The 22,577-nt window shown below is 67.3% G+C and carries 19 protein-coding genes; 2 read left to right on the plus strand and 17 right to left on the minus strand.

All coding sequences use genetic code 11. From position 1 onward, the window contains the following. Positions 1–8: 8 nt before the first annotated feature. The 5 genes from glpD to argH form a co-directional block, all read right to left on the minus strand. Positions 9–1,505: a glycerol-3-phosphate dehydrogenase gene (glpD, locus tag BKM74_RS00110; RefSeq protein WP_086463678.1), complete on the minus strand. Its 1,497-nt coding sequence runs from the start codon at positions 1,503–1,505 to the stop codon at positions 9–11. A gap of 105 nt (positions 1,506–1,610) precedes the next feature. Beyond that, positions 1,611–4,226: a TIGR02302 family protein gene (locus BKM74_RS00115; RefSeq protein WP_086463679.1), complete on the minus strand. Its 2,616-nt coding sequence runs from the start codon at positions 4,224–4,226 to the stop codon at positions 1,611–1,613. A 75-nt stretch (positions 4,227–4,301) separates the two neighbouring features. After that, the gene (gene lysA, locus BKM74_RS00120) at positions 4,302–5,600 is read right to left on the minus strand and encodes a diaminopimelate decarboxylase (protein ID WP_086463680.1); all 1,299 of its coding nucleotides are present in this window, start codon (positions 5,598–5,600) and stop codon (positions 4,302–4,304) included. 20 nt (positions 5,601–5,620) lie between these two features. Further along, positions 5,621–5,773, minus strand: a complete 153-nt coding sequence (lptM, locus tag BKM74_RS18650) for an LPS translocon maturation chaperone LptM (RefSeq protein ID WP_176342320.1) — start codon at positions 5,771–5,773, stop codon at positions 5,621–5,623. Beyond that, positions 5,770–7,197, minus strand: a complete 1,428-nt coding sequence (gene argH, locus BKM74_RS00125) for an argininosuccinate lyase (RefSeq protein WP_176342321.1) — start codon at positions 7,195–7,197, stop codon at positions 5,770–5,772. Before argH ends, lptM begins: the two co-directional genes overlap by 4 nt. Positions 7,198–7,236: 39 nt before the next feature. Here argH and BKM74_RS00130 point away from each other — a divergent pair, with 39 nt between their 5' ends. Beyond that, on the plus strand, positions 7,237–7,827 hold the full coding sequence (locus BKM74_RS00130; protein WP_086463681.1) for a TlpA disulfide reductase family protein: 591 nt from the start codon (positions 7,237–7,239) through the stop codon (positions 7,825–7,827). Positions 7,828–7,839: 12 nt separating this feature from the next. On the opposite strand, the gene BKM74_RS00135 is transcribed toward BKM74_RS00130, so the two are convergent. The 7 genes from BKM74_RS00135 to BKM74_RS00165 all read right to left on the minus strand — a co-directional run bounded on the left by BKM74_RS00135 (position 7,840) and on the right by BKM74_RS00165 (position 14,274). Continuing rightward, a complete protein-coding gene (locus tag BKM74_RS00135; protein WP_407668599.1) occupies positions 7,840–8,709 on the minus strand; it encodes a 3-hydroxybutyryl-CoA dehydrogenase in 870 nt (289 codons plus the stop codon). Positions 8,710–8,839: 130 nt separating this feature from the next. Next, positions 8,840–9,778, minus strand: coding sequence for an electron transfer flavoprotein subunit alpha/FixB family protein (locus BKM74_RS00140; RefSeq protein ID WP_086463683.1), 939 nt, complete (start codon positions 9,776–9,778; stop codon positions 8,840–8,842). Positions 9,779–9,803: 25 nt separating this feature from the next. Then, a complete protein-coding gene (locus BKM74_RS00145) occupies positions 9,804–10,553 on the minus strand; it encodes an electron transfer flavoprotein subunit beta/FixA family protein (protein WP_086463684.1) in 750 nt (249 codons plus the stop codon). Positions 10,554–10,694: 141 nt separating this feature from the next. Next, on the minus strand, positions 10,695–11,276 hold the full coding sequence (locus BKM74_RS00150) for a cob(I)yrinic acid a,c-diamide adenosyltransferase (RefSeq protein ID WP_086463685.1): 582 nt from the start codon (positions 11,274–11,276) through the stop codon (positions 10,695–10,697). Between the two features lie 22 nt (positions 11,277–11,298). Beyond that, positions 11,299–11,490, minus strand: coding sequence for a twin transmembrane helix small protein (locus tag BKM74_RS00155; protein WP_245825674.1), 192 nt, complete (start codon positions 11,488–11,490; stop codon positions 11,299–11,301). A 61-nt stretch (positions 11,491–11,551) separates the two neighbouring features. Continuing rightward, a complete protein-coding gene (locus tag BKM74_RS00160) occupies positions 11,552–13,258 on the minus strand; it encodes an acyl-CoA dehydrogenase family protein (RefSeq protein ID WP_086463687.1) in 1,707 nt (568 codons plus the stop codon). Between the two features lie 101 nt (positions 13,259–13,359). Further along, positions 13,360–14,274, minus strand: a complete 915-nt coding sequence (locus BKM74_RS00165) for a methyltransferase domain-containing protein (protein ID WP_086463688.1) — start codon at positions 14,272–14,274, stop codon at positions 13,360–13,362. Between the two features lie 89 nt (positions 14,275–14,363). On the opposite strand from BKM74_RS00165, the gene BKM74_RS00170 reads away from it, so the two are divergent. Beyond that, the gene (locus tag BKM74_RS00170) at positions 14,364–15,302 is read left to right on the plus strand and encodes an AEC family transporter (RefSeq protein WP_086463689.1); all 939 of its coding nucleotides are present in this window, start codon (positions 14,364–14,366) and stop codon (positions 15,300–15,302) included. Between the two features lie 3 nt (positions 15,303–15,305). Here the strand turns inward: BKM74_RS00170 and BKM74_RS00175 are convergent, their stop codons facing one another. Genes BKM74_RS00175 through BKM74_RS00195 form a run of 5 tightly spaced genes read right to left on the minus strand, consistent with a single transcriptional unit; the run spans position 15,306 to position 22,518 of the window. Next, positions 15,306–18,113 carry an ATP-dependent DNA helicase gene (locus tag BKM74_RS00175; protein ID WP_086463690.1) on the minus strand — a complete coding sequence of 936 codons (2,808 nt, stop codon included), beginning with the start codon at positions 18,111–18,113 and terminating at the stop codon, positions 15,306–15,308. A gap of 40 nt (positions 18,114–18,153) precedes the next feature. After that, positions 18,154–18,936, minus strand: a complete 783-nt coding sequence (locus BKM74_RS00180) for a methyltransferase domain-containing protein (protein WP_086463691.1) — start codon at positions 18,934–18,936, stop codon at positions 18,154–18,156. Between the two features lie 13 nt (positions 18,937–18,949). Then, the gene (locus tag BKM74_RS00185; protein WP_086463692.1) at positions 18,950–20,350 is read right to left on the minus strand and encodes a sensor histidine kinase; all 1,401 of its coding nucleotides are present in this window, start codon (positions 20,348–20,350) and stop codon (positions 18,950–18,952) included. A gap of 9 nt (positions 20,351–20,359) precedes the next feature. Next, positions 20,360–21,781, minus strand: a complete 1,422-nt coding sequence (locus BKM74_RS00190) for a dihydrolipoyl dehydrogenase family protein (RefSeq protein WP_086463693.1) — start codon at positions 21,779–21,781, stop codon at positions 20,360–20,362. After that, on the minus strand, positions 21,778–22,518 hold the full coding sequence (locus BKM74_RS00195) for a TVP38/TMEM64 family protein (RefSeq protein WP_176342323.1): 741 nt from the start codon (positions 22,516–22,518) through the stop codon (positions 21,778–21,780). The genes BKM74_RS00190 and BKM74_RS00195 overlap by 4 nt, the downstream gene beginning before the upstream one ends. Positions 22,519–22,577: the final 59 nt, after the last annotated feature.

Genomic DNA, 22,577 nt, shown 5'->3' on the forward strand with positions numbered 1-22,577 from the left:
TCAGTGCCTCAGCTTGGACGGTTTCGCATCCAGCCGTCCAGTGCCTCGGCCTGTTCTTTCGTGAGCCTGAGGCCCAGCTTGGAGCGCCGCCACAGCACATCGGCGGCACTCACCGCCCATTCGCGGTCCATCAGATAGGCGACTTCGCGCGCATAGAGATCGGCGCCGAAATGAATCCCCAGCCCGGCGGCATCGGTGACGCCGTCCAGCAGTTCCGCCGCCTTCGTGCCATAGGCGCGCACCAGCCGCCTGGCGTGAGTCTCCGCCAGATAGGGATGGGCCGCGCGCAGCGCCGCAACCTGATCGGCGAAGCCCAGCACCGGGAAATCGCCGCCGGGCAGCGTCGCCCCCTCGGTCCAGGGCCGGCCCATGCCCGGCAGACGCGGCTTCAGCAGCGCCAGCGCCGATTCCGCCAGCTTGCGGTAAGTGGTGATCTTGCCGCCGAAGATGTTCAGCAGTGGCGCGGCACCTTCCGGCGCATCCAGCTTCAGCACATAATCGCGCGTGGCGGCCTGCGCCTTCGATGCGCCATCGTCATAGAGCGGCCGCACGCCGGCATAGGTCCACACCACCATCTCCGGCGTGACCGGCTTTTTCAGATAGGCGCTGACCGCCGCGCAGAGATAGGCGGTCTCCTCCTCGGTGATCGCGACATGTGCCGGATCGTCGCGGAAATCCTGGTCGGTGGTGCCGATCAGGGTGAAATCGCGCTCATAGGGGATGGCGAAGACGATGCGCCCGTCGCTGTTCTGGAAGATATAGGCCCTGTCATGGTCGAACAGCCGCGGCACCACGATGTGGCTGCCCTTCACCATGCGGATGCGCGCCGCCGCATTCTGCCCGACGCCTTCGGTCAGGAAGCGCGACACCCAGGGACCGGCGGCGTTGACCAGCGCCTTCGCCCGGATCGTCTCGCGGCTGCCATCGGCACCTTCCACCGTAACCTCCCACAGACCGTCGATGCGCCGGGCGCCGGTGCAGCGGGTGCGGGTACGGATGTCCGTGCCGCGCGCCGCCGCATCCATGGCGTTCAGGACGACGAGGCGGGAATCCTCGACCCAGCAATCGGAATATTCGAAGGCCTTCACGAAATCGTCGATCAGCGGCGCGCCGGCGGCATCGCTGCGCAGATCGAGCGTCCGCGTGCCCGGCAATATCTTGCGGCCACCCAGATGATCGTACAGGAAAAGCCCCAGCCGGATCAGCCAGGCCGGACGCAGACCCTTATGGTGCGGCAGCACGAAGCGCATCGGCCAGGCGATGTGCGGGGCCATGCCCAGCAGCACCTCGCGCTCGATCAGCGCCTCGCGCACCAGCCGGAATTCGTAATATTCCAGATAGCGCAGCCCGCCATGGATCAGCTTGGTGCTGGCCGAGGAGGTGGCGCCGGCAAGGTCCTGCTGCTCGCACAGGAAGACGGAAAGCCCCCGGCCGGCGGCATCGCGGGCAATGCCGCAGCCATTCACGCCGCCGCCGACGATGGCGATATCGAAAATCTTGCTCATGGAAGGTGATAACATCTGCGCGCGTTGGAGAAACGCATGATCTAGACCATCCGCCGGCACTGCGCCATGGGGTTATATCGCCGCAGGCCGGTCAGAAGCGCCTCATCAGAAACGACGCAGCAGCCGGTCGATATAGTCCAGCTCATAATCGGGCCGGCTGGTGTCGCCGGAACGGCGGCGCAACTCGTCGAAAATCTCGCGGGCGCGCTTCAGGTCGGACTGTTCAGGCACCTCGACATCGCCGGTCGCGAACTGGCCATCATTATTGTAGGGCCGGCCGAACGGATCGCGCTCGCCCTGGCGGCGGCCCTGCTGCCCCGGCCGGTCCTGCCCCTGCTGGCCCGGCTGCTGGCCGGCCATCATCTGCTGGGCCATCTGTTCGGCCATCTGCTGCGCGCCGGAGCGCAGCTGGTCCAGCGCCTCGGTCTCAGCCGGGATCGCCTCGCCCGGCTGGTTGCCGCGCAACGCATCGCTGGAATCGCGCATGGCGCGCTCCGCCTGGCCCAGCTGGCGCGGAATCTCGCCGACCTCACCCATGCGCCGCATCAGGTCGCCCAGCGCCCGGCGCAAGGCTTCCTGCAGGGCGGCACCGCGTTCCGGAGTCATGCGGGAACGCCCCTCGGCCTGGCCGCTGCGGCCCTCCTGCCCCATCTGCCGGTTCTGCTGACCCTGCTCCGGCCCCTGCTGGCCCTGCAATCCCGGCTGCTGGCCGCGCTGCGAGGGCTGGTCGGCATCGCCCTGCATCTGCTGCTGCATCTGGAAGGTTTCATCCAGCAATTGCTGCTGCCGGCGCGTCAGATCCTGCAATTCCTGCAACGATTGCATCTGCTGCTGCATCTGCTGGCTGTTCTGTTGCTGCTGCATCATGCCGAAGCGCAGATTCTCCATCATCTGCTGCATCTGGGAGAGCATCTGCTGCGCCTTGTCGCGCGCGCCGGAGCGCATCATCTCGCGCATCTGGTCCATCATGCGCTGCAGATCCTGCCGGTCGATCTGCTGCATCTGCGACGGGTCGAACTGTTCCGGCTGCATGCCCTGTTCAGCCATCTGCTGCATCTGCTCCATCATCGCTTCCATGAAGCGGTCCATGGCACGTTCCAGCTCGTCCATCAGCCGTTCGAGCTCTTCTTCCGGCGCGTTGCGGGCGAGCGCCTCCTGCAGCCGGCGCTGAATATCGCGCAAATCGCGCTCGGCCAGCGACACACCGCCATCCTCCAGCCGGAGCGCGGTATCCCACAGCAGATCCTGCACGGCAGCGATCTCGCCGCCCTCCTCATAGAGGCGCGTGACCGAGGATTTCAGCGCCAGGAACACCACCGTATCCTCGTTATAGGCCTGCGGCTGCGCGGCGATGCCGGTCAGCTGCTCGGCAATGTCCTCGCGCGCCTCGGGCTCCAGCGTCAGGCGCTTGCGCTGTTCGATGATGGCGCGGGCGACCGGATGGGTGAACTGCCGTTCCGGCAGCACCAGCAGGAACGGTCCGCTGCGTCCTTCCTGGCCGATGGCATCCTGCGCCGTCAGCTCGATCTGGACCGGCGTGCCAGCCCAGGGATGCGGCGTCAGATCATGGTAGGAGGCGGCGCGCGCCTGCTTCGGCGCCAGCGCCGGCAGCAGCAGCGACAAGTCGATACTCTCCTCGCCGATAGTCGCGGCCCCCGGCTCGGTCGAGGCGGCGCGACGGATAGTCGCCGTCACCGCTTCCAGCCCGTAATCGTCGCTGGCCTGATACTCCAGCTTCAGCGCATCGCGCTCGCCGGCCGCCGGATCGCTGGCGAAATCGATCCGCGGCGCGCCATCGGGCAGCACCTCGATGCGCCATTCCTGCAGGGTCGCGCCATCCTGCGCGATGCCGAGACGGGTGCCGCCGGTCAGCTCGGTCTCCAGACGGTGATTGCTGGCATCGATGCTGTCAAACGCGGTCTCCGCCGCGTCGAGACGCAGCACCGGCTGGCCTGTACCGCCATGCACCTGCACCAGCAGCTTGCTGCCGGTGGGGATGGAGAGCGGCGCCTGATCGGCTGGCTGGGCGGCTGGAACGGCAGCATCGGCTGCCTTGCGCAGATAAAGCGGCGGCAGGCCGGTATAGGCCGGCGGGTTGATCCAGGCATCGACCGTCGGCGGGCCGGCCGGAACCGCACCGGCGAAGCTGGGCGTCACCGCGCGCAACAGCCTGTCATCGGCATCGCGCCAGCCGGCGGCGACGGCGACCACCAGCAGCAGGCCGAGTGCCGCGCGCAGCCCCCAGACATCGCGCCGGGCGAGGCCGGGCGAGGGCAGACCAACGCGCAGGGTGCGCACCAGCCGGGCCAGCCGCGACTGATGCGCCTGCCACAGCGCCTGCGCCATCGGGTCCTTCGGGTTGGAGCCCAGCGTGTCCTGCAGGCCGGACAGCGGACGGTGGCCGAGGCCGCTGGCGGTTTCCAGCCGGCGCAGCGCGGCGCGGGCCTCGGGCAGGCGCAACCGGCGCAGATTGCGCACGGTCAGGAACAGGAAAACACCAAGGAACAGCACCAGCGCCGCCAGATGCAGCGCGAAGCCGAGAGAGGGCAGGATATCGAGCAATGCCAAGCTGAGGAACAGGCCGGCAACGCCGACACTGGGCCACAGCGCGGGCCAGGCCGCCTCCCAGAACAGGGCAAGCCAGGCCAGGCGCGGCTTCAATACACCGGCAAAAGCCGGGACAGCCGGCCGCGTATCCTGTTCCAGAGGGCTCTGATCCATGTCCGCTCCTTCTTACCCCATACAATCGAGATGGGGCGCTGCGCCGGATCGGAAAGACCCCCTTCCGAAACCGGGCTAATCTTCTCCGGCTGCCGCGCGCATGGCCGGCTGCGCCGGCGAGAGCCAGTCTGGCAGGCGGTCCTGGCCGATCAGCGCGTCATAGCTGGGCCGGGGCCGCACCACCGCGAACTCCCCGCCGCGCACCAGCACCTCGGGCGCCAGCAGGCGGGTATTGTAGCTTGATCCCATCACCGCGCCATAGGCACCGGCGGACTTCACCGCCAGCAGATCGTCCGGCTTCAGCTCCGGCAGCACGCGATCCTTGGCCAGATAATCGCCGCTTTCGCAGATCGGTCCGACGATATCGGCGGGATGCGGCGATTCTGGGGCACCGGCGCGCTCCATCACGATATCATGATGGGCCTCGTAGAGGGTCGGCCGGATCAGATCGTTCATCGCCGCATCGACGATGACGAAACGCCGGGCCGTGCCCTGCTTCACATAGATCACGCGGGTCAGCAGCACGCCGGCATTGCCGACCAGCAGGCGGCCCGGCTCGCAGATCATCTCGGCGCCCAGCGGCGCGATCTCTTCGCGCACGATGGCCGCATAGCCCGCCAGATCGACAATATGGTCGCCGCGATAATCGATACCGATGCCGCCGCCCAGATCGACGCGGCGAATGTCATGCCCCTCGGCGCGCAACGCCTTCACCAGATCGGCCATGCGGCGGTAGGCAGCGCGGTAGGGCGCCAGATCGGTCAGCTGCGAGCCGATATGCATGGCCACGCCCACCGGATCGATATGCGGCAGCGCCGCAGCGCGGGCATAGACCGATTTCGCCTGCTCGATCTCGATGCCGAACTTGTTTTCCTTGGTGCCGGTGGTGATCTTGGCATGGGTCTTGGCATCGACGTCCGGATTGACCCGGATCGCGACCGGCGCCATCAGCCCCAGCTGGCCGGCGACATCGTTCAGCAGCTCCAGCTCCGGCCCGGATTCCAGGTTGAACTGGTGAATCCCGGCCTTCAGCGCGAACGCCATCTCGTCCGCCATCTTGCCGACCCCGGCGAAGACGATCTTCGAAGGATGAACGCCAGCCGCCAGTGCCCGCCGCAGCTCGCCCTCCGACACCACATCGGCACCGGCGCCGCGCGCTGCCAGCGTGGCGATCACGGCCTGATTCGAATTGGCCTTCAGCGCATAGCAGATGCCGATCTTCATGTCGGCCAGCGCGGATGCCAGCGCATCGTACTGCGCCTCGATGGCGGAAGCCGAATAGACAAAGACCGGCGTGCCGACCTCGGCCGCGATGCGCGCCAGCGGCACGCCCTCGGCATGCAGACGTCCATCGCGATAGGTGAATGCGTCCATGATCCTGATTCCCGAACCGGTCAGCGCGCCGGGTAGGTGCGCGGGTACTTGTTTTCCTTCTGGCCCTCGCCGGAGGGCGGCGGCTCCAGCCCGCCCTTCTTGCCGCAGGCCGACAGCCCGCCGGCCAGCAGCAGCGTAGCCAGCAAAGTCACGATCAGGGTGCGCGCGGTCATCGCAGCCGCTCCTTCCATGCCTTCACCTGTTCCAGCACGCGCGCCGGGGCGGTGCCGCCATAGCTGACCCGGCTTCGCACCGAATTGTCGATGCCCAGCACCTCGAACACGTCCCGGGTGATGCGCGGCTCGACGGAATGCATCTGCTCCAGGCTCAGTTCCGAGAGATCGACGCCGTTATCCTCGGCCAGCTTCACCATATGGCCGGTAATATGGTGCGCCTCGCGGAACGGCACATTCAGGGTCCGCACCAGCCAGTCGGCAAGGTCGGTCGCGGTGGCGAAGCCGGGCAGCGTCGCCTCGCGCATCGACTGCCGGTTGGCCGTCAGGTCGCGCACCATGCCGGTCATGGCGGAGATGCAGAGGTCCAGCGTGTCGCGGACCATGAAGACCGGCTCCTTGTCTTCCTGCATGTCCTTGCCATAGGTCATCGGCAGGCCCTTCATGACGATCAGCAGCGTGTTCAGCGCGCCGACCACCCGGCCGGCCTTGCCGCGCACCAGCTCCGCCGCGTCGGGGTTGCGCTTCTGCGGCATGATCGAGGAGCCGGTGGAAAAAGCGTCGCTCAACCGCACGAAGCGGAACTGCGCGCTGCACCAGATCACGATCTCCTCGGCCAGCCGCGACAGATGCGTCGCCAGGATCGAGGCGGCGGCCAGATACTCCAGCGCGAAGTCGCGATCCGCCACGGCATCCAGCGAATTCGCCATCGGCCGGTCGAAGCCCAGATCCTTCGCCGTCATCTCCCGGTCGATCGGGAAGGAGGTGCCGGCCAGCGCCGCGGCGCCCAGCGGCGATTCATTCATCCGCCGGCGCGCATCCTGGAAGCGGCCCCGGTCGCGCGCGATCATCTCGACATAGGCCATCAGATGATGGCCGAAGGTGACCGGCTGCGCGGTCTGCAAATGCGTGAAGCCCGGCATCACCGCATCGGCATACTCCTCGGCGCGGGCGACCAGCGCGGATTGCAGGTCGGCCAGCTGCACATCGGCGCGGTCGGCGGCGTCGCGCACCCACAGCCGCACATCCAGCGCCACCTGGTCATTCCGCGAGCGCGCGGTGTGCAGGCGGCCGGCCGGCGCGCCGATGATTTCCGTCAGCCGCGCCTCGACATTCATGTGAATGTCTTCCAGCGAGCGCTTGAAGGTGAATTGACCGGCATCCATCTCGGCCAATATCTGGTCAAGGCCGGCCAGAATCTTGCCACCATCCTCTGCGGTAATGACGCCGGTGGCGACCAGCATGCGGCAATGCGCCCGGGAGCCTTCGATGTCCTGGGCGTACATGCGCTTGTCGAAATCGATGGAGGCGTTGATCTTCTCCATGATATCGGCAGGGCCGGTGGTGTAGCGTCCACCCCACATGCTGTTGCCGGCATCGGCGCCAGAGTTCTTGGTTTCGGCGTTCTTGGTTTCAGCGGTCATCTTGGCTCGCAACTCGGACAGGCTACCGGGATTGATGGAATGTTCAGCGTAACGACAAAGCACACGGCCTTCGCAGCCGCACTGTTCTGCCTCGGCCTTCTCGCCGGCCCTGCGCAGGCGCAGCCGCCGCTAGGGCCGGAAATGGCGGACTTTACCCCCATCCAGCCGCCGCGACCAGCGCCGGAAACGGGCTTCACGGACGAATCCGGAAAAAGCCTGACGCTTGCCGATCTGCGCGGCAAGGTGCTGTTGGTGAATCTCTGGGCCACCTGGTGCGCGCCCTGCGTCGAGGAAATGCCGGCGCTGGACGCGCTGCAGGCGAAGCTCGGCGGCCGGGATTTCCAGGTGCTGGCGGTTTCCACCGACCGCGGCGGGGCGAAGCAGGTGCGGCCGTTCTACGAGAAGCACGGGCTGAAGCGTCTGGCCATCTATCTCGACCCCAAGACCGCGCTAACCCGCGCGCTGGGCGCCAAGGGCCTGCCGACCAGCATCCTGATCGACCGCGAAGGGAAGATGGTCGGGCAGCTGGTGGGCGCGGCGGCCTGGGATTCGCCGGACGCCGTCGCCCTCATCCGGTACTATATGGAGAAGCCGGTTCCCACCAGCCTGCAGCGCGCGGCGGCGGACTGATCAGAGGACTGATCAGCGGGTCGGGACCGGCTTGTCGCCGCTATAGTCGTAGAAGCCGCGGTTGGTCTTGCGGCCAAGCCAGCCGGCCTCGACATATTTCACCAGCAGCGGGCAGGGCCGGTACTTGCTGTCGGCCAGCCCGTCATACAGCACATGCATGACCGCGAGGCAGGTATCCAGCCCGATGAAGTCGGCCAGTTCCAGCGGCCCCATCGGGTGGTTGGCGCCCAGCTTCAGCGCGGTATCGATGGCCTCGACCGAGCCAACACCCTCATAGAGCGTATAGACCGCCTCGTTGATCATCGGCAGCAGGATGCGGTTCACGATGAAGGCTGGGAAATCCTCCGACACGGCGACCGTCTTGTCGAGGTCGAGCGCCAGCTTGCGCACGATCTCGAAGGTCTGCTCGCCGGTCGCGATGCCGCGGATCAGCTCGACCAGCTGCATCACCGGCACCGGGTTCATGAAATGCATGCCGATGAATTTTTCCGGCCGGTCGGTGGTGGCGGCCAGCCGGGTGATCGAGATCGAGGAGGTGTTGGAGGCGATGATCGCGTCAGCCTTCAGCGCCGGCACCAGCGTCTTGAAGATCGAGCGCTTGATCTCCTCATTCTCGGTCGCCGCCTCGATGACGATGTCGCAATCGCCGAAGATCGTATAATCGGTGCCGGTCGCGATCCGCTTCATCGCGGCCTCGGCAGTGGCGGCGTCGATCTTGTCGCGCGCCACCATGCGCTTCAGATTCTGGTCGATCTTCTCGACCGCCGCATCGAGCCTCGTCTGTTCGAGGTCGGACAGCTTCACGTCATAGCCAGCCGTGGCACAGATCTGGGCGATACCGCTGCCCATCTGCCCGGCGCCGATGATGCCGATGATCTTCATGTCACCCACCCTTGCGCCTGTGTTTCCCGGCATCGCGCAACAGCGCGACCCGGCCACCCCTCACCAACCCCGTTTAACGGGGCGGGCGCGCCGCATCAGAATGCCCCCCGGGGCGGCGCACCTTTGTTTCTTATTTGCCGAGTTCGGCTTCCAGTTCCGGCACGATCTTGAACAGATCGCCCACCAGGCCGTAATCGGCGACCTGGAAGATCGGCGCCTCCTCGTCCTTGTTGATGGCGACGATCACCTTCGAATCCTTCATGCCCGCCAGATGCTGGATGGCGCCCGAGATGCCGACGGCGATGTAGAGTTCCGGCGCCACGATCTTGCCGGTCTGGCCGACCTGGTAGTCGTTCGGCACGAAGCCGGCATCGACCGCCGCACGGCTGGCGCCGACGGCAGCACCCAGCTTGTCGGCGATCTTGTCGAGCATATGGAAATTATCGCCCGACTGCATGCCACGGCCGCCCGAGACGATAACCCGGGCGCTGGTCAGCTCCGGGCGTTCCGATTTGGACAATTCCTGGCCGACGAAGCTGGACGTGCCGGCATCGCCGGTCGAGTCCACGCTCTCGACGCTGGCCGAACCACCCTCGGCGGCGACCGGATCGAAGCCGGTGGCGCGCACGGTGATGATCTTCAGCGCGTCGCTGGACTTCACCGTGGCCAGCGCATTGCCGGCATAGATCGGGCGGATGAAGGTATCGGCACCCTCGACATCGACGATTTCGGAAATCTGCTGCACGTCCAGCAAGGCCGCGACGCGCGGCATGACATTCTTGCCCGAGGTGGTGGCCGGGGCCAGCACATGGCTGTAGCCGCTGGCCAGCTTCACCACCAGCGGCGCCAGGTTCTCGGCCAGCGCATGGGCGTATTCCGCGCTGTCGGCGACCAGCACCTTGGCGACACCGGCAATCTTGGAGGCGGCCTGCGCGGCGGCATCGCAACCGGTGCCGGCGACCAGCACGTGAATGTCCCCGCCGCCGATCTGCTGGGCAGCGGCCACGGTGTTCAGCGTCGCCGGCTTCAGCGACGCATTGTCGTGTTCTGCAACGACAAGAATGCTCATTTTCTGTTCCTCGCGTCCTGCTGCCTTAGATGACCTTGGCTTCGTTGCGGAGCTTGTCTACCAGCTCGGCAACGCTGCCCACCTTCACGCCGGCCGAACGCTTCGGTGGCTCGGTGACCTTCAGCGTGGTCAGCCGGGGCGCGGTATCGACGCCGAGATCGGCCGGGCTCATCTGGTCGATCGGCTTCTTCTTCGCCTTCATGATGTTCGGCAGCGAGGCATATCGCGGCTCGTTCAGGCGCAGGTCGGTGGTGACGATGGCCGGCAGCTTCAGTGCCACGGTCTCCAGACCACCATCGATCTCACGCGTCACCTGCACCTTGTCGCCTTCCGGCGCCACCTTGGAAGCGAAGGTGCCCTGCGGCCAGCCCAGCAATGCCGCCAGCATCTGGCCGGTCTGGTTGCAATCATCGTCGATCGCCTGCTTGCCGAGGATGACCAGCTGCGGCTGCTCCTTCTCGATGATGGCCTTCAGCAGCTTGGCGACCGCCAGCGGCTGCAGCTCGTCGTCGGTCTGCACATGGATGCCACGGTCGGCCCCCATGGCGAGCGCGGTGCGGATCGTCTCCTGTGCCTGCTGGACTCCCAGCGAAACGGCGACGATCTCCTCGGCCTTGCCGGCCTCCTTCAGACGCACGGCCTCCTCGACGGCGATTTCGTCGAAGGGGTTCATGGACATCTTCACATTGGCCGTCTCAACGCCCGACCCATCCGCCTTCACGCGGACCTTGACGTTGTAATCGACGACACGCTTAACGGCGACGAGAACCTTCATGGTGGCGCGGTTCCTTCAGGAAAATTCCTCCGATAGAGACGCCTGTGTTAGGGGAGGCGGCTTTTTGTGTCAAGCGACCCTAGCCGATTCTTTCGGCAACGCACAATAAACCATGGCACATGGCAACGATCTTGCCGGCCGTCATTCCGCGTCGCGCGTGCCGCCCGGAATCCACAGCACGTCGCCAGCACCCTTGTCGTTCAGGAAACGGCCCAGCACGAACAGGTGATCGGACAGCCGATTGATGTATTGCAGCGCAGCAGGGCTGACCTGTTCGCGCCGCGACAGCCGGGTAATGGCGCGTTCGGCGCGGCGGGCCAGCGTGCGCGCCAGATGCAGATGCGCCGAGGCCGGCACGCCTCCCGGCAGCACGAAGGAGGAGAGCGGCGCCAGGTCGGCGTTCATCGCGTCGATCTCGCGCTCCAGCCGCGTGACCTGGCCGGGCAGGATGCGCAGCGGCTCATAGCCGAGGTCTTTTCCCTCATCGGGCGTGCAGAGATCGGCGCCGAGATCGAACAGATCGTTCTGAATGCGCGCCAGCAGGGCGTCCGCCTCCGGCATATCGGCCGTGTGCAGGCGCACCAGGCCGATGGCGGCGTTCGCCTCGTCCACCGCGCCATAGGCGGCGACGCGCAGCGCGTGCTTGTCCACCCGCTTGCCGTTGCCCAGCGAGGTTTTGCCCTTGTCGCCGCCGCGCGTATAGATGCGGGTCAGCTTGACCATGGGAGGCACACCGTCCGGGGGCTCAGCGCAGCAGCATGGCAGCGGCGAACATCGCCAGCGCCACGGCCTGGGCCAGGATGCGCAGCCGCATGATCTTGTTGGCGTTGCGGCGGTTGAACTCGCCGCCGCGCGCCATCGAGAACAGGCCGCTTGCCAGCACCGCCAGCGTGATCAGCATGGCGACGATGGTCAGGGTGAAGAAGATATCGCTCATGCCATCCATATAAGCCGGCCCGGCCCGAAGTCACAATGCCAAGGGCGTCCTAGCAGTCCCGTTAGTTGCGGCCTTCCATGCGCCGCGACAACAGGCCGCGCCCCACGACATGGGCCTGAATCTCCGCTGCGCCCTCGAAGATGTTCAGGATGCGGGCATCGCACAGCACCCGGCTGATCGGATATTCATGGGCGTAGCCATTGCCGCCATGCACCTGCAGCGCATTGTCGGCATTCGACCAGGCGACGCGGGCAGCCAGCAGCTTGGCCATGCCGGCCTCGATGTCGCAGCGCCGGTCGCTGTCCTTCTCGCGCGCCGCGAAATAGGTCAGCTGGCGGGCGATCATGGTCTCCACCGCCATCCAGGCCAGCTTGCCGAAGACGCGCGGGAAATCGTAGATCGGCCGCCCGAATTGCTGGCGCTCGCGGGCATAGGCGAGGCCCAGCTCCAGCGCGTTCTGCGCCACGCCGACGGCGCGCGCCGCTGTCTGAATGCGGGCGCTCTCAAAAGTCGCCATCAGCTGCTTGAAGCCCTGCCCCTCGATGCCGCCCAGCAGATTCTCCGCCTTCACGGTGAAGCCGTCGAAGCCCAGCTCATATTCCTTCATCCCGCGATAGCCCAACACATGGATCTCGCCGCCGGTCATGCCCTCGGCGGGGAACGGGTCCGCCTCCGTACCGCGCGGCTTTTCCGCCAGGAACATCGACAGGCCGCGATAGCCGCTGTCCGGCGAGCCGGTGCGCGCCAGAAGGGTCATCATGTCGGTGCGGGCGGCATGGGTGATCCAGGTCTTGTTGCCCTGGATCGCATAGGCATCGCCGTCACGGACCGCGCGGGTGCGCAAACTGGCCAGGTCGGAGCCGGTATTGGGCTCGGTGAACACGGCGGTCGGCAGGATCTCGCCGCTGGCCAGCTTCGGCAGCCAGTGCTCCTTCTGCTGCGGCGTGCCGCCGAGGCGGATCAGCTCGCCGGCGATCTCCGAGCGGGTGCCCAACGAGCCGACGCCGATATAGGCGCGGGACAATTCCTCGGTCACCACGCACATCGCCATCTTGCCGAGGCCGAGGCCGCCATTCTCCTCCGGGATGGTCAGGCCGAACACGCCGAGTTCCGCCATCTGCTCGACCACCGTGATGGGGATCAGCTCGTCCTTCAGGTGCCACTCATGGGCATGCGGCGTCACCTGCTCCGCGCCGAAGCGACGGAACTGGTCGCGCATCATCTCCAGCATCTCGTCATCCAGGCCCAGCGCGCCGAAATCGCCGCTGGTCAGCCCGTCCGCCATCAGCTCGGCAAGCCGCAGCCGCACCGCATTGGTGAAGCCGCCGGCGATCAGCTTTTCGACCGCCTCCGTGCGGAAACCCGCGACATCCGCTTCTTCCAGCCCGAAATCGCGCGGTCGCACGATCTCCACCTGCGAGATCGCGATGCCGCCCGCGATCTGCGCCAGATATTCCCCGAAGCCCGCCTGCAGGATCAGCGCCTCGAACTCACGCAGCGCGCCCTGCGCCTCCAGCCGTTCCGCCCAGCCCATCAACTGCCGCAACGATTCCGTATAGGTCGCCAGCCAGGAAATTCCGTGCACCGCCAGCTGTTCCCGGTCGAGCAGCGCACCGCTGATCTTGCCGTCCGGCGCCACCATCAGTCCGACGCTGCGGAGCGCCGCATCGGTCAGCCGGTCGGCGGCCTCGACCGCGTCGCGGCAGGCCGGCAACAGATCGGCGATCACGGCTTCCTCTGGCGGGGATTTCGGCGCGGCGCTGGACATGGCGGTTTCCTCGAAAGCTCGGTTCTTATCGGTCGATGGTTACTAATTTGCACAAATCGGGCGGTTTGCCACCCTCGCCCCGTGCAAGGCTCCCCTTCCGCCTAGTTGGGCTTCACCCCGGTAGAGACTTCCACGCCGCCCAGCGCCTCGGCCAGACGGGCGGCGGCGCTGCCCGGTTTCAGCGGCTTCTGCTGGGTTGCGGCATCGGGCACCCAGCCGGCGAGGTAGAGCACCTGGAAGGTCGCCGGGATGCGTCCGTCCGGCCTGGCAAAGCGTTCCTGATAGAGCTCCGCCGCGCGCAGCAGCGTGGCGCGCTTGGTGAAGCCCTTGCGGCGTTCCAGATGCGCGTTGGTCTCGCCCATGCCGCGCAGATCGCGCATCAGCGCCAGCGCGTTGTCGTAGGTCACGGTCAACCAGTCACTGTCCACCACCGGCAGGGCGAAGCCGGCGCGCTGCAGCAGCCCGCCGGCGTCACGCACATCGGCGAAGGGCGACAGCCGCGGCGACATCCCGCCCTCGACATCGATCTCCGCCTGCGCCATCACCTCGCGCAGCTCGACCAGCGTGGTGCCGCCCAGCATGGCGGCGAGGAACAGCCCGTCCGGCTTCAGCACCTGGCGGATCTGCAGGAAGGTGCCAGGCAGATCGTTCACCCAGTGCAGCGACAGGCAGGAGGCGACGAGGTCGAGCGACCCGGCAGCGAAGGGCAGCGCCTCCTCGTCCAGCGCCAGCGCCGGATGGCCCGCCGCGCGCGCGGCATCCGCCATGGCCGGCGACAGATCGGCGGCGATGACCCGCTCGATGCCGTTGCGGCCGGCCAGCGCTGCCGCCAGCGCACCGTCATGGCTGCCAAGGTCAAGGGCCAGCGGAAAGCGCCGGTTGATGCCGTCCAGCCGGTCGGCAAGCCGTGCGGCGACCTCCTGCTTCAGGAAGGAAAAGCCGGCATAGCCGGCGGCCGCCCGGTCGCGGCGGGCACGCACGGCAGCGCGGTCGAAGACGAGCATGGAATCGGACATGCCGGGAATATGGCGCGCCGGACCCGCTCTGCCAATCACGCATGTGAAGTCTCGACCCCTGCGCGCGGGGCTTGTAAGGTCGCGGCGCCATGCAAGCCGTATTCAACGTCGCCCTGCCCGTCTTCGGGATCATGTTCGCCGGATACATGTCCGGGCGGCTGGGCCTGCTGGGCGAAAGCGCCTCGCAGGCGTTGAACAATTTCGTCTATTACTTCGCCCTGCCGCCGCTGCTGTTCCTGTCGATGGCGCAGGTGCCGCTGGAGCAGATCTTCAACTGGCCCTATCTCGCGGCCTATACCGGCGGCGTGCTGGCGGTGTTCGCGGCGGCGATGATCGCCGGGCTGATCCTGTTCCCCGGCCGGCCGGCGCTGCACTGCATGCAGGGCATGGCGGCGACCTTCTCCAACACCGGCTATATGGGCGTGCCGCTGTTCATCGCCGCGTTCGGCGAGCAGATGCTGCTGCCGGCGCTGATCGCCACCGTCTATAACGGCGCGCTGGTGGTCGGCGTCATGGTGGTGCTGATCGAGCTGGACATGAAGGCCGGCAGCCGGCCGCTGCTGATCCTGCGCGGCGTGGTCGTGGCCATCGCGAAGAACCCGCTGGTCATGTCCACCGTGATCGGCATCCTGTTCTCCGCCTGGCAGATCGCGGTGCCGGTGCCGATCGAGAATTTCTCCAAGATACTGGGGGCGGCCGCCGGACCGGCGGCCCTGTTCTCGATGGGGCTGTTCCTCTATGGCAAGCCGATGACGGCGGGCCTTGGCGAGGTCGGCATCATGACCTTCCTGAAGCTGATCGCGCAGCCGCTGATCACCTGGTGGCTGGCCGTGCCGGTGATGAATCTCGACCCGTTCTGGGCCGCCTCGGCGGTCATCATGGCGGCGCTGCCGACCGGCGGCCTGGCCTTCGTGCTGTCGCTGCGCTACGGCATCTACACCCAGCGCATGAGCGGCACGATCCTGATGTCCACCGTGCTGTCGGTGGTCACCGTCTCCTTCGTGCTGGTCTATTTCGGCATCGAGTAGGGTTCACCCGCGCGCCCGGTCTGCCTCGTCCGCCGCGCCGAAGAACTCCCGCACGCCGGCCACCGCCTCGGCGAGGCCGACGCGCTGCACCGCCACCCCTTCCGGGAAGGCGCCGGCCAGCCGCGACGGCATCATCGGGTCGAGCAGCACGAACACGCCGTGATCGTCGCCGCGCCGCACCAGCCGGCCGAAGGCCTGCTTCAGGCGCAGCCTTGTGATCATGTCATCATAGGCGCGCTTGCCGAAATGCTCCCGCCGGGCGCGGTGCAGGATATCCGGGCGCGGCCAGGGAACCCGGTCGAACACCAGCAGGCGCAGCGAGCGCCCCGGCACATCGACGCCATCGCGCACCGCATCGGTGCCGAGCAGGCAGGCCGCCTCCTCCGCCCGGAAGATGTCGATCAGGGTGGAGGTGTCCAGCCCATCGACATGCTGGGCATAGAGCGGGATGCCGGCCTGATCCAGCGGGGCGGCGATGCGGCCATGCACGGCGCGCAGCCTGCTGATCGCGGTGAACAGGCCAAGTCCGCCGCCGCCGGAGGCGAGGAACAGCGACCGGTAGGCGGCGGCCACCTGACCGAGATCGTCCTTGCGCACATCGGTGACGACATAGACGCGGGTCTGCGCCGGATAGTCGAAGGGCGAGGGCACCGCGACACGCACGGCCGGCGCCGACAGATGGCGGCTGCCGGTGCGCGCCTCAGCGGCAGCCCAGTCGCGCTCCACCTCGCCGGACCCGTCGCGCAGCGTGGCCGATGTGACCAGCACGCCCTGCGCCGGCTCCACCACCGCGCGGATGAACGGCACCGTCGGATCGATCCAGTGCCGGTGCATGCCGTAATCCATGTCGCGCCCGTCGAAGCGGTCCACCGCGAACCAGTCCACGAAATCCGCATCGCTGTCTGATGCGGTTTCCCCGGCCAGCGCCTTCAGCATGGCGCGCCAGCCACCGATCTGCACCTCGCCGCGCCGCGTGAGGCTGCGCAGCACCGCCTCCATGCGCTGCCGGGCGGCGGTGTCGAGCTGGTCCGCCTCGACATCCAGCTTGGCGGATATCCGTTTCTTCAGCTCCTGAATCGGCTGCAACAGCGCCCCCAGCGCCCCCTCCAGCGCCGTCGCCGCATCAAGCAGCCCGTCGATGAGCGGATGCGCGTCGGTCTCCATGCCATAGGGGCTGGAGCGGTCGGGCTGCCGGGCGTAGGTCTGCTTGCGCACCAGCGCCAGCAGCGCCTCCGCCGGCCCATCCGGCTGACCCTCGCCGATGCGGCTGCCCCAGCCCTCGCCCGGCAGGATGCGCGCGGCGTGCAGCACCCGGCGCAACGCCTCCTCCGCCCGGTCGTCACCGGCGATCATGTCCTCGACGCGGGTCTTCAGGCCGCGCGCCCGGCTGGTGCCGCGGCCTTCGGCGCCGAGCAGCCAGCGCCGCAGCTCGATCATCTCCAGTGCCGTCAGATGGCCGGAGAAGGCGCCATCGGCGGCCTCGAACACATGATGCCCCTCGTCGAACACATAGCGCGTCGGCAGGCCGGCGGCATTCTCCCCACCGCCATCGCCGCCGCCCAGCGCCGCCTGGATCATCACCAGCGCATGGTTGGCGATGACGATCTCGGCGCGCCGCGCCCGGCGGATCGACTTCTCGACAAAGCATTTATGGTAGTGCTGGCAGGCGGCATAGACGCATTCGCCGCGCCGGTCGGACAGGCCGCTGGTGCGCGGCCGGCCCAGCAGATGGGCCAGCCAGGCCGGGAAGTCGCCGCCGACCAGATCGCCGGCGCGGGTTGCCGCCGCCCACCGCGCCATGAGCCCCAGCGCCACCCCGTCCTGCGGGCGCATCGGCAGGGCGCGCACCGCCTCCTCCAGATTCAGCAGGCAGAGATAATTCTCGCGCCCCTTGCGCACCACCACCTTCTGCGCCTTCAGCGCCGGGTCAGGGAACAGCCGGTCCAGCTCGCCATCGATCTGATGCTGCAGATTGCGGGTGTAGGTCGAGATCCAGACCGTGCCGCCATTCTTCTCCGCCCAGACACTGGCCGGGGCGACATAGCCCAGCGTCTTGCCCACACCCGTCCCGGCCTCGGCCAGCACCAGGGCGGGCGCATCCTCCTCCTCGCGCGGGGCGAAGGCGGCGCTGACGGCGGACGCATAATCGGCCTGGCTGGGCCGCGCCTCCGCCTCCCCGCCCAGCAGTTCCGCCAGCCGGGCGCGCGCCTCGGCGGGATCGACCGGGAAGTGGCTGGGGCCGGGCGGCGGCGCATCCTCCGACCATTCCGGCAGGTCGCGCCAGATATCCATGCCGACCGGGCGCACCGGACCGGAATGGACCGGCACCGGCTCGCCCAGCGCCGTCAGCACATAGGGCGCCCAGCGCCAGCCGCAGGCATGCATGGCGCGCGCGACCGGCCGGGCGTGGCGATCATACTCGATGCCGCCGGGGCCACGCGTCGGATCGGCGAGATCGGCCAGCAGCCGCTGCGCCACCTGCAGCAGGCCGGCGGCCTGGTCGGCGAGGCTTACCGCCGCCGGCAATTCCAGCGCCGCGATCAGCCCGCGTGGTGTGGGCAGGCAGAAGCGCGCCGGATGCACGAAGGCGAACAGCTCCAGCAAATCATAGGCGGCGAAGCCCTGCTGGCCGAGCCGCTCCGCCGTGGCCCGGCCATGGCACAGGATCGGCGGCTCCAGCACGACGCGGGCGGCGGCATCGGCAAGGCGCAGCGTCTCGATCTCGCCATCGGCATCGATCCAGACGGCTTCGGTGCGGCCGGCGACCAGTACCGGCGCCCGGGGCAGAAGAAGGGTGGGGGCGTCATTCATCGGCGCGACTATAGCCAACGGCCCGCCGGCAGGCGAACCGTTAACGCCGCGCCGTCAGGAAAATCCGCCGGAACGGGAACAGCGTCTTGCCGTCCGGCTGCTTCGGATAGGCAATGCGCAGGGCAGCGCCATATTCGGCAACGAAATCGGCGCGCTCCGCCCCGTCGATGAGGGCGAAGACGGGCGTCAGCGCCGTGCCCTTCACCCATTCCAGCACCGGATCGTCGCCGTCGAGCACATGCAGGTACTCGGTCTCCCAGATATCGACATGGGAGAAGCCCAGATCGCCGAGCAGCCGGTAATAGACCTCCGGATCGGCCACCGGGTCGCGCAGCAACGCGCTACCGATCCTGTCCTTCCAGCGCGGTCCCGCCGCCGTCTCGCGCGCCAGCACATGCGACGGTGCATTGAAATTGCGCGGCATCTGGATGGCAAGCCCGCCCGTGGCGTTCACCATACCGGCGACATGGCGCAACACCGTGGGATGGTCGGGAATCCATTGCAGCACAGCGTTGGAATAGACCAGATCGACCGGGTCCGCCGGGGTCCAGCGCATCAGATCGGCCTCGACCCAGTCAATGTCTGCCCCGTGCCTGCGCGCCTTCGCCAGCATGTCCGGCGAATTGTCCATGCCGGTGATGCGCGCCTTGGGGAAGCGCGCCTGGATCGCCAGCGTCAGATCGCCGGTGCCGCAGCCCAGATCGACGATGCTTGCCGGGTCGGCTATGGGTGCCTGGGCCAGCAGATCGAGGCCCGGCCGGAAGCGCGGACCGGAGAATTTCAGATATTGATCGGCATTCCAGCGGTCCCCATCACGCGCCATGTCCCGTTCCCCCCTATCGCCTCGCCTTGCCGACTGGCAGCAGGATGCGGAAGCAGCTGCCCTGCGGCCCGGTACGCGCCAGTTCTACCGTGCCGCCATGGGCCTGCACCAGATCCTTCACGATGGCGAGGCCGAGGCCGGTGCTGGCCTTGGTCGATCCGGCGAAGGGCCGGAACAGGGTCAGCTGGATCGACTCAGGCAGGCCCGGCCCGTCATCCTCGACCAGGATTTCGGTCATCTTACCCTCAGGACCGCCCGTATGGCTCGCCGTCACGCGGATGCGCGCGGCGCCGGCCTCGGCGGCATTGCGCGCGAGATTGGCCAGCACTCGGTGAAACTGGTGGCGGTCGATCTCGGCCACCAGATCGTCCGGGATGTCCGGCACCAGCTCGGCCTGGCGCTCGGCCGGAAAGAAGCCGGTATCGATTTCCTCGGCGATCTCCGCGACGAAGGCGCGCAGCCGCACCGGCGCCTTGCTCACCGGCGGATGTTCCTGGGTGAAGTTCAGCGTCTGGGTGCAGATGGTGATTGCCCGGTCGATGGTGCGGTACAGCGTCGGCACCACGCGCTTCACATGCGGATCCTCGCTGCGCGACAGCGTGTCATAGACCAGCGAGGCGGTGGCCAGCATGTTGCGCAGATCGTGATTCACCTTGGAGACCGTGGCACCCAGCGTCGCCAGCCGGGTCTTCTGCCGCAGCGCCGCTTTCAGGTCGGTCTGCATCGAGGCCAGCTCGCGCATCGCCGTGCCGATCTCGTCGCGCCGGTTGCTGGCCGGCAAGACCGGCGTTTCCTCCGGGTCGCGGCGAAACGCCGTCATGCTCCCGGTGATGCGCTGCATCGGCCGAACCAGCATGGTGCGCAGGGTGAAGAAAACCAGCGCCGCGGTGATAAAGGAGATCACCAGCGACAGCGCCAGGATGCGCTCGGAGAAGGCGATCATCTCGGCACGCATCGGCTGTTCGTCGAAGATCACCGAGACCACGACCTCGGCATCCTTGGGCGAGGCGCCGGTCGCCTGGATAATCCGATCCTCGGTCCGCAGCATGGCGGCGAAGGCGTCCAGGATCAGATCGAAAGCCATCGTCTCGCGCAGGTCGAAGATATCCGCCGGGCGAAGCGAATCCTCGCTGCCCAGCATGTGCGTCATCCGGCCATCCTTGAACAGATCGATGGCGTGCGCCCCGACATGGGCCAGCAGGGCCTGTTCAAGATCCTGCGTCACCATGCGGTCAGGGGCGGCATCGATGGTCAGCGCCGCCAGATGGGCAGAGGCCAGCTTCTCCTCGATATAGGTTTCGCGGAACCGGGCGATGGAGGGCGTGTAGATCAGCACTTCGGCCAGCATGACGAAGCCGATGGTCAGCACCAGCAGGCGGGCGGACAGCGACCGGGTGAAGGCGTCGAACGGCATGATCCTGTTTTAGCCGAACTTCAGCAGGAAGCGCACGATCTTCCGTGTCCGCTCGCTGAACAGCTTCGGCGTATAGAAGCTGCCGGCGGCCCGTTTGCTGACCTCGCCCAGTGTCGGATAGGGCAGGATCAGCGAGGCGATGGCGCCGATTTTCATTTTCTGCGAGATCGCCAGCGCCCACAGCGCGATCAGCTCGCCGGCCTGCGGGCCCAGGATCGTCGCCCCCAGGATACGGCCGTTCGGCAGGGTGACGATCTTGGCATAGCCTTCCGTCTCGCGTTCGGCCTGCGCCCGGTCATTCTCGTGGAAGCCCCAGCGCAGGAGGCGAATTTCGCCATGCCTCTCCCGCGCTTCAGCCTCGCTCATGCCGACCTGCGCCAGCTCCGGCTCGGTGAAGGTCACCCAGGGCACGGCGGAATAATCGACCTTCGCGGGCAGGCGGAACAGTGCGTTGCGGATGACGATGCCGGCCTGATAGCCGGCCATGTGGGTGAACTGGTAGGGCCCGGCGACATCGCCGATGGCGAAGATGCGCTTGTTGCCGGTGCGCAGCCGGGCATCGACATCGATGCCCTTCCTGCCGTAGCGCACGCCGGCTGCCTCAAGGCCCAGCCCCTCGACATTGGGCGCGCGGCCGGTGGCAACCAGCAGATGGCTGCCGGCGACTTCCCCGGCGACGCCATCCTTCTCCGTCATCACGCAGACCCCGCCACCCTTCGCGGCGACGCCCAGCGCCTTCGTATGCTCCAGCAGCCGGATGCCCTCGGCGGCGAGCCCGCTGCGCAGCAGTTCGACCAGTTCCGGGTCATCCTTGCCGGCGATCGACGCCATCTCGATCACCGTGACCTCGCAACCGAGATTGCGGTGCGCCTGTGCCATCTCCAGCCCGATCGGCCCGCCGCCCAAGATCAGCAGATGCGTGGGCTTTTCCGGCACCCCGAAAATCGTCTCGTTGGTGAGATAGGGCAAATTGTCCAGCCCCGGCACCGGCGGCACCGCGGGGCGGGAACCGGTGGCGATGACAAAGCGTTTCGCGCGGACCACCGTGTCGCCGGCGACCAGCTCGTCCGGCCCGGTGAACCGGGCATCGGCCTGGATCACGGTGACGCCAAGCCCCTCGAACCGCTCCACCGAATCATGCGGCGCGATGGCGGCGATGACCCCGGCGACATGCGCCTGCACCCGGGCGAAATCGACCGTGGCGTGACTATCGATGCCAAAGCCGGCACTGTGGTTGGCGATGCGCGCGCGGCGGCCAGCGGCAAGCAGCGCCTTGGAGGGCACGCAGCCGTAATTCAGGCAGTCGCCGCCCATCTTCGCGCGCTCGACCAGCACGGTGCGCGCACCCATCTGGGAGGCGCCGGCGGCCACTGACAGGCCGGCGGAACCGGCGCCGATGACGCAGATATCGGTCTCGATGCGCGCGTTCATTTACGGGATCTTTTCCATGTCTTGTAGGCCACCGGCAGCAGCGACAGCACCGCCAGCCCGAGCAATGGCAGCAGGATTTCCGGGTCGAAGATCAGGCCAAGATCGGGCGCCCCGCCCCGATCGAAGATCGCCCCCAGACCGTTGCCGACACTGACATAGACGAAGCTGCCGGGAATGATGCCGGCCAGCGTGGTCAGCGCGAAGACGCGCAGGGACACACCCAGCAGCGCCGGCACAATGTTCACCACGAAGAAGGGAAACAGCGGCACCAGCCGCAACACCAGCATGTAGGAGACCGCATTCTCGTTGAAACCGCCCTGCATCCTGGCCAGCCAGGGACCGGCGCGCCGGCGCAGCGCATCCTGGCACATATGGCGGGCGGCCAGGAACACCGCGACGGCCCCCAGCGTAGCGCCGGTTACAACGATTGCGCTGCCGAGAAAGGGTCCAAAAAGAAAGCCGGCCAGCAGGGTCAGCAGCGTCGCCGCCGGCAGCGAGAAGGCGACAAACAATGTATAGAGCGCGATATAGCCAACGACCGCCAGTGCGCCATTGCGCTGGACCAGGCCGAGCAGTGCCTCGCGATTGTCGCGGATCGCCTCCAACGAGAAATACTGGCCGAGATCGAGGATAAGGAACGCCGCCAGCCCGGCCAACAACACCAGCGCCGGCCAGAACCGGCGCAGCACCGGTGCGAGCACCGCCCGCTCCGCCTTCTTCTCCTCGGTCTGTGCCATGCCGCTCACTTCCCACCTCTCATCATCCTCAGCGTATATAAAGAACCGGGGCAAACACA

Origin of the sequence: Oceanibaculum nanhaiense (assembly GCF_002148795.1) — a bacterium.
GTDB lineage: Bacteria > Pseudomonadota > Alphaproteobacteria > Oceanibaculales > Oceanibaculaceae > Oceanibaculum > Oceanibaculum nanhaiense.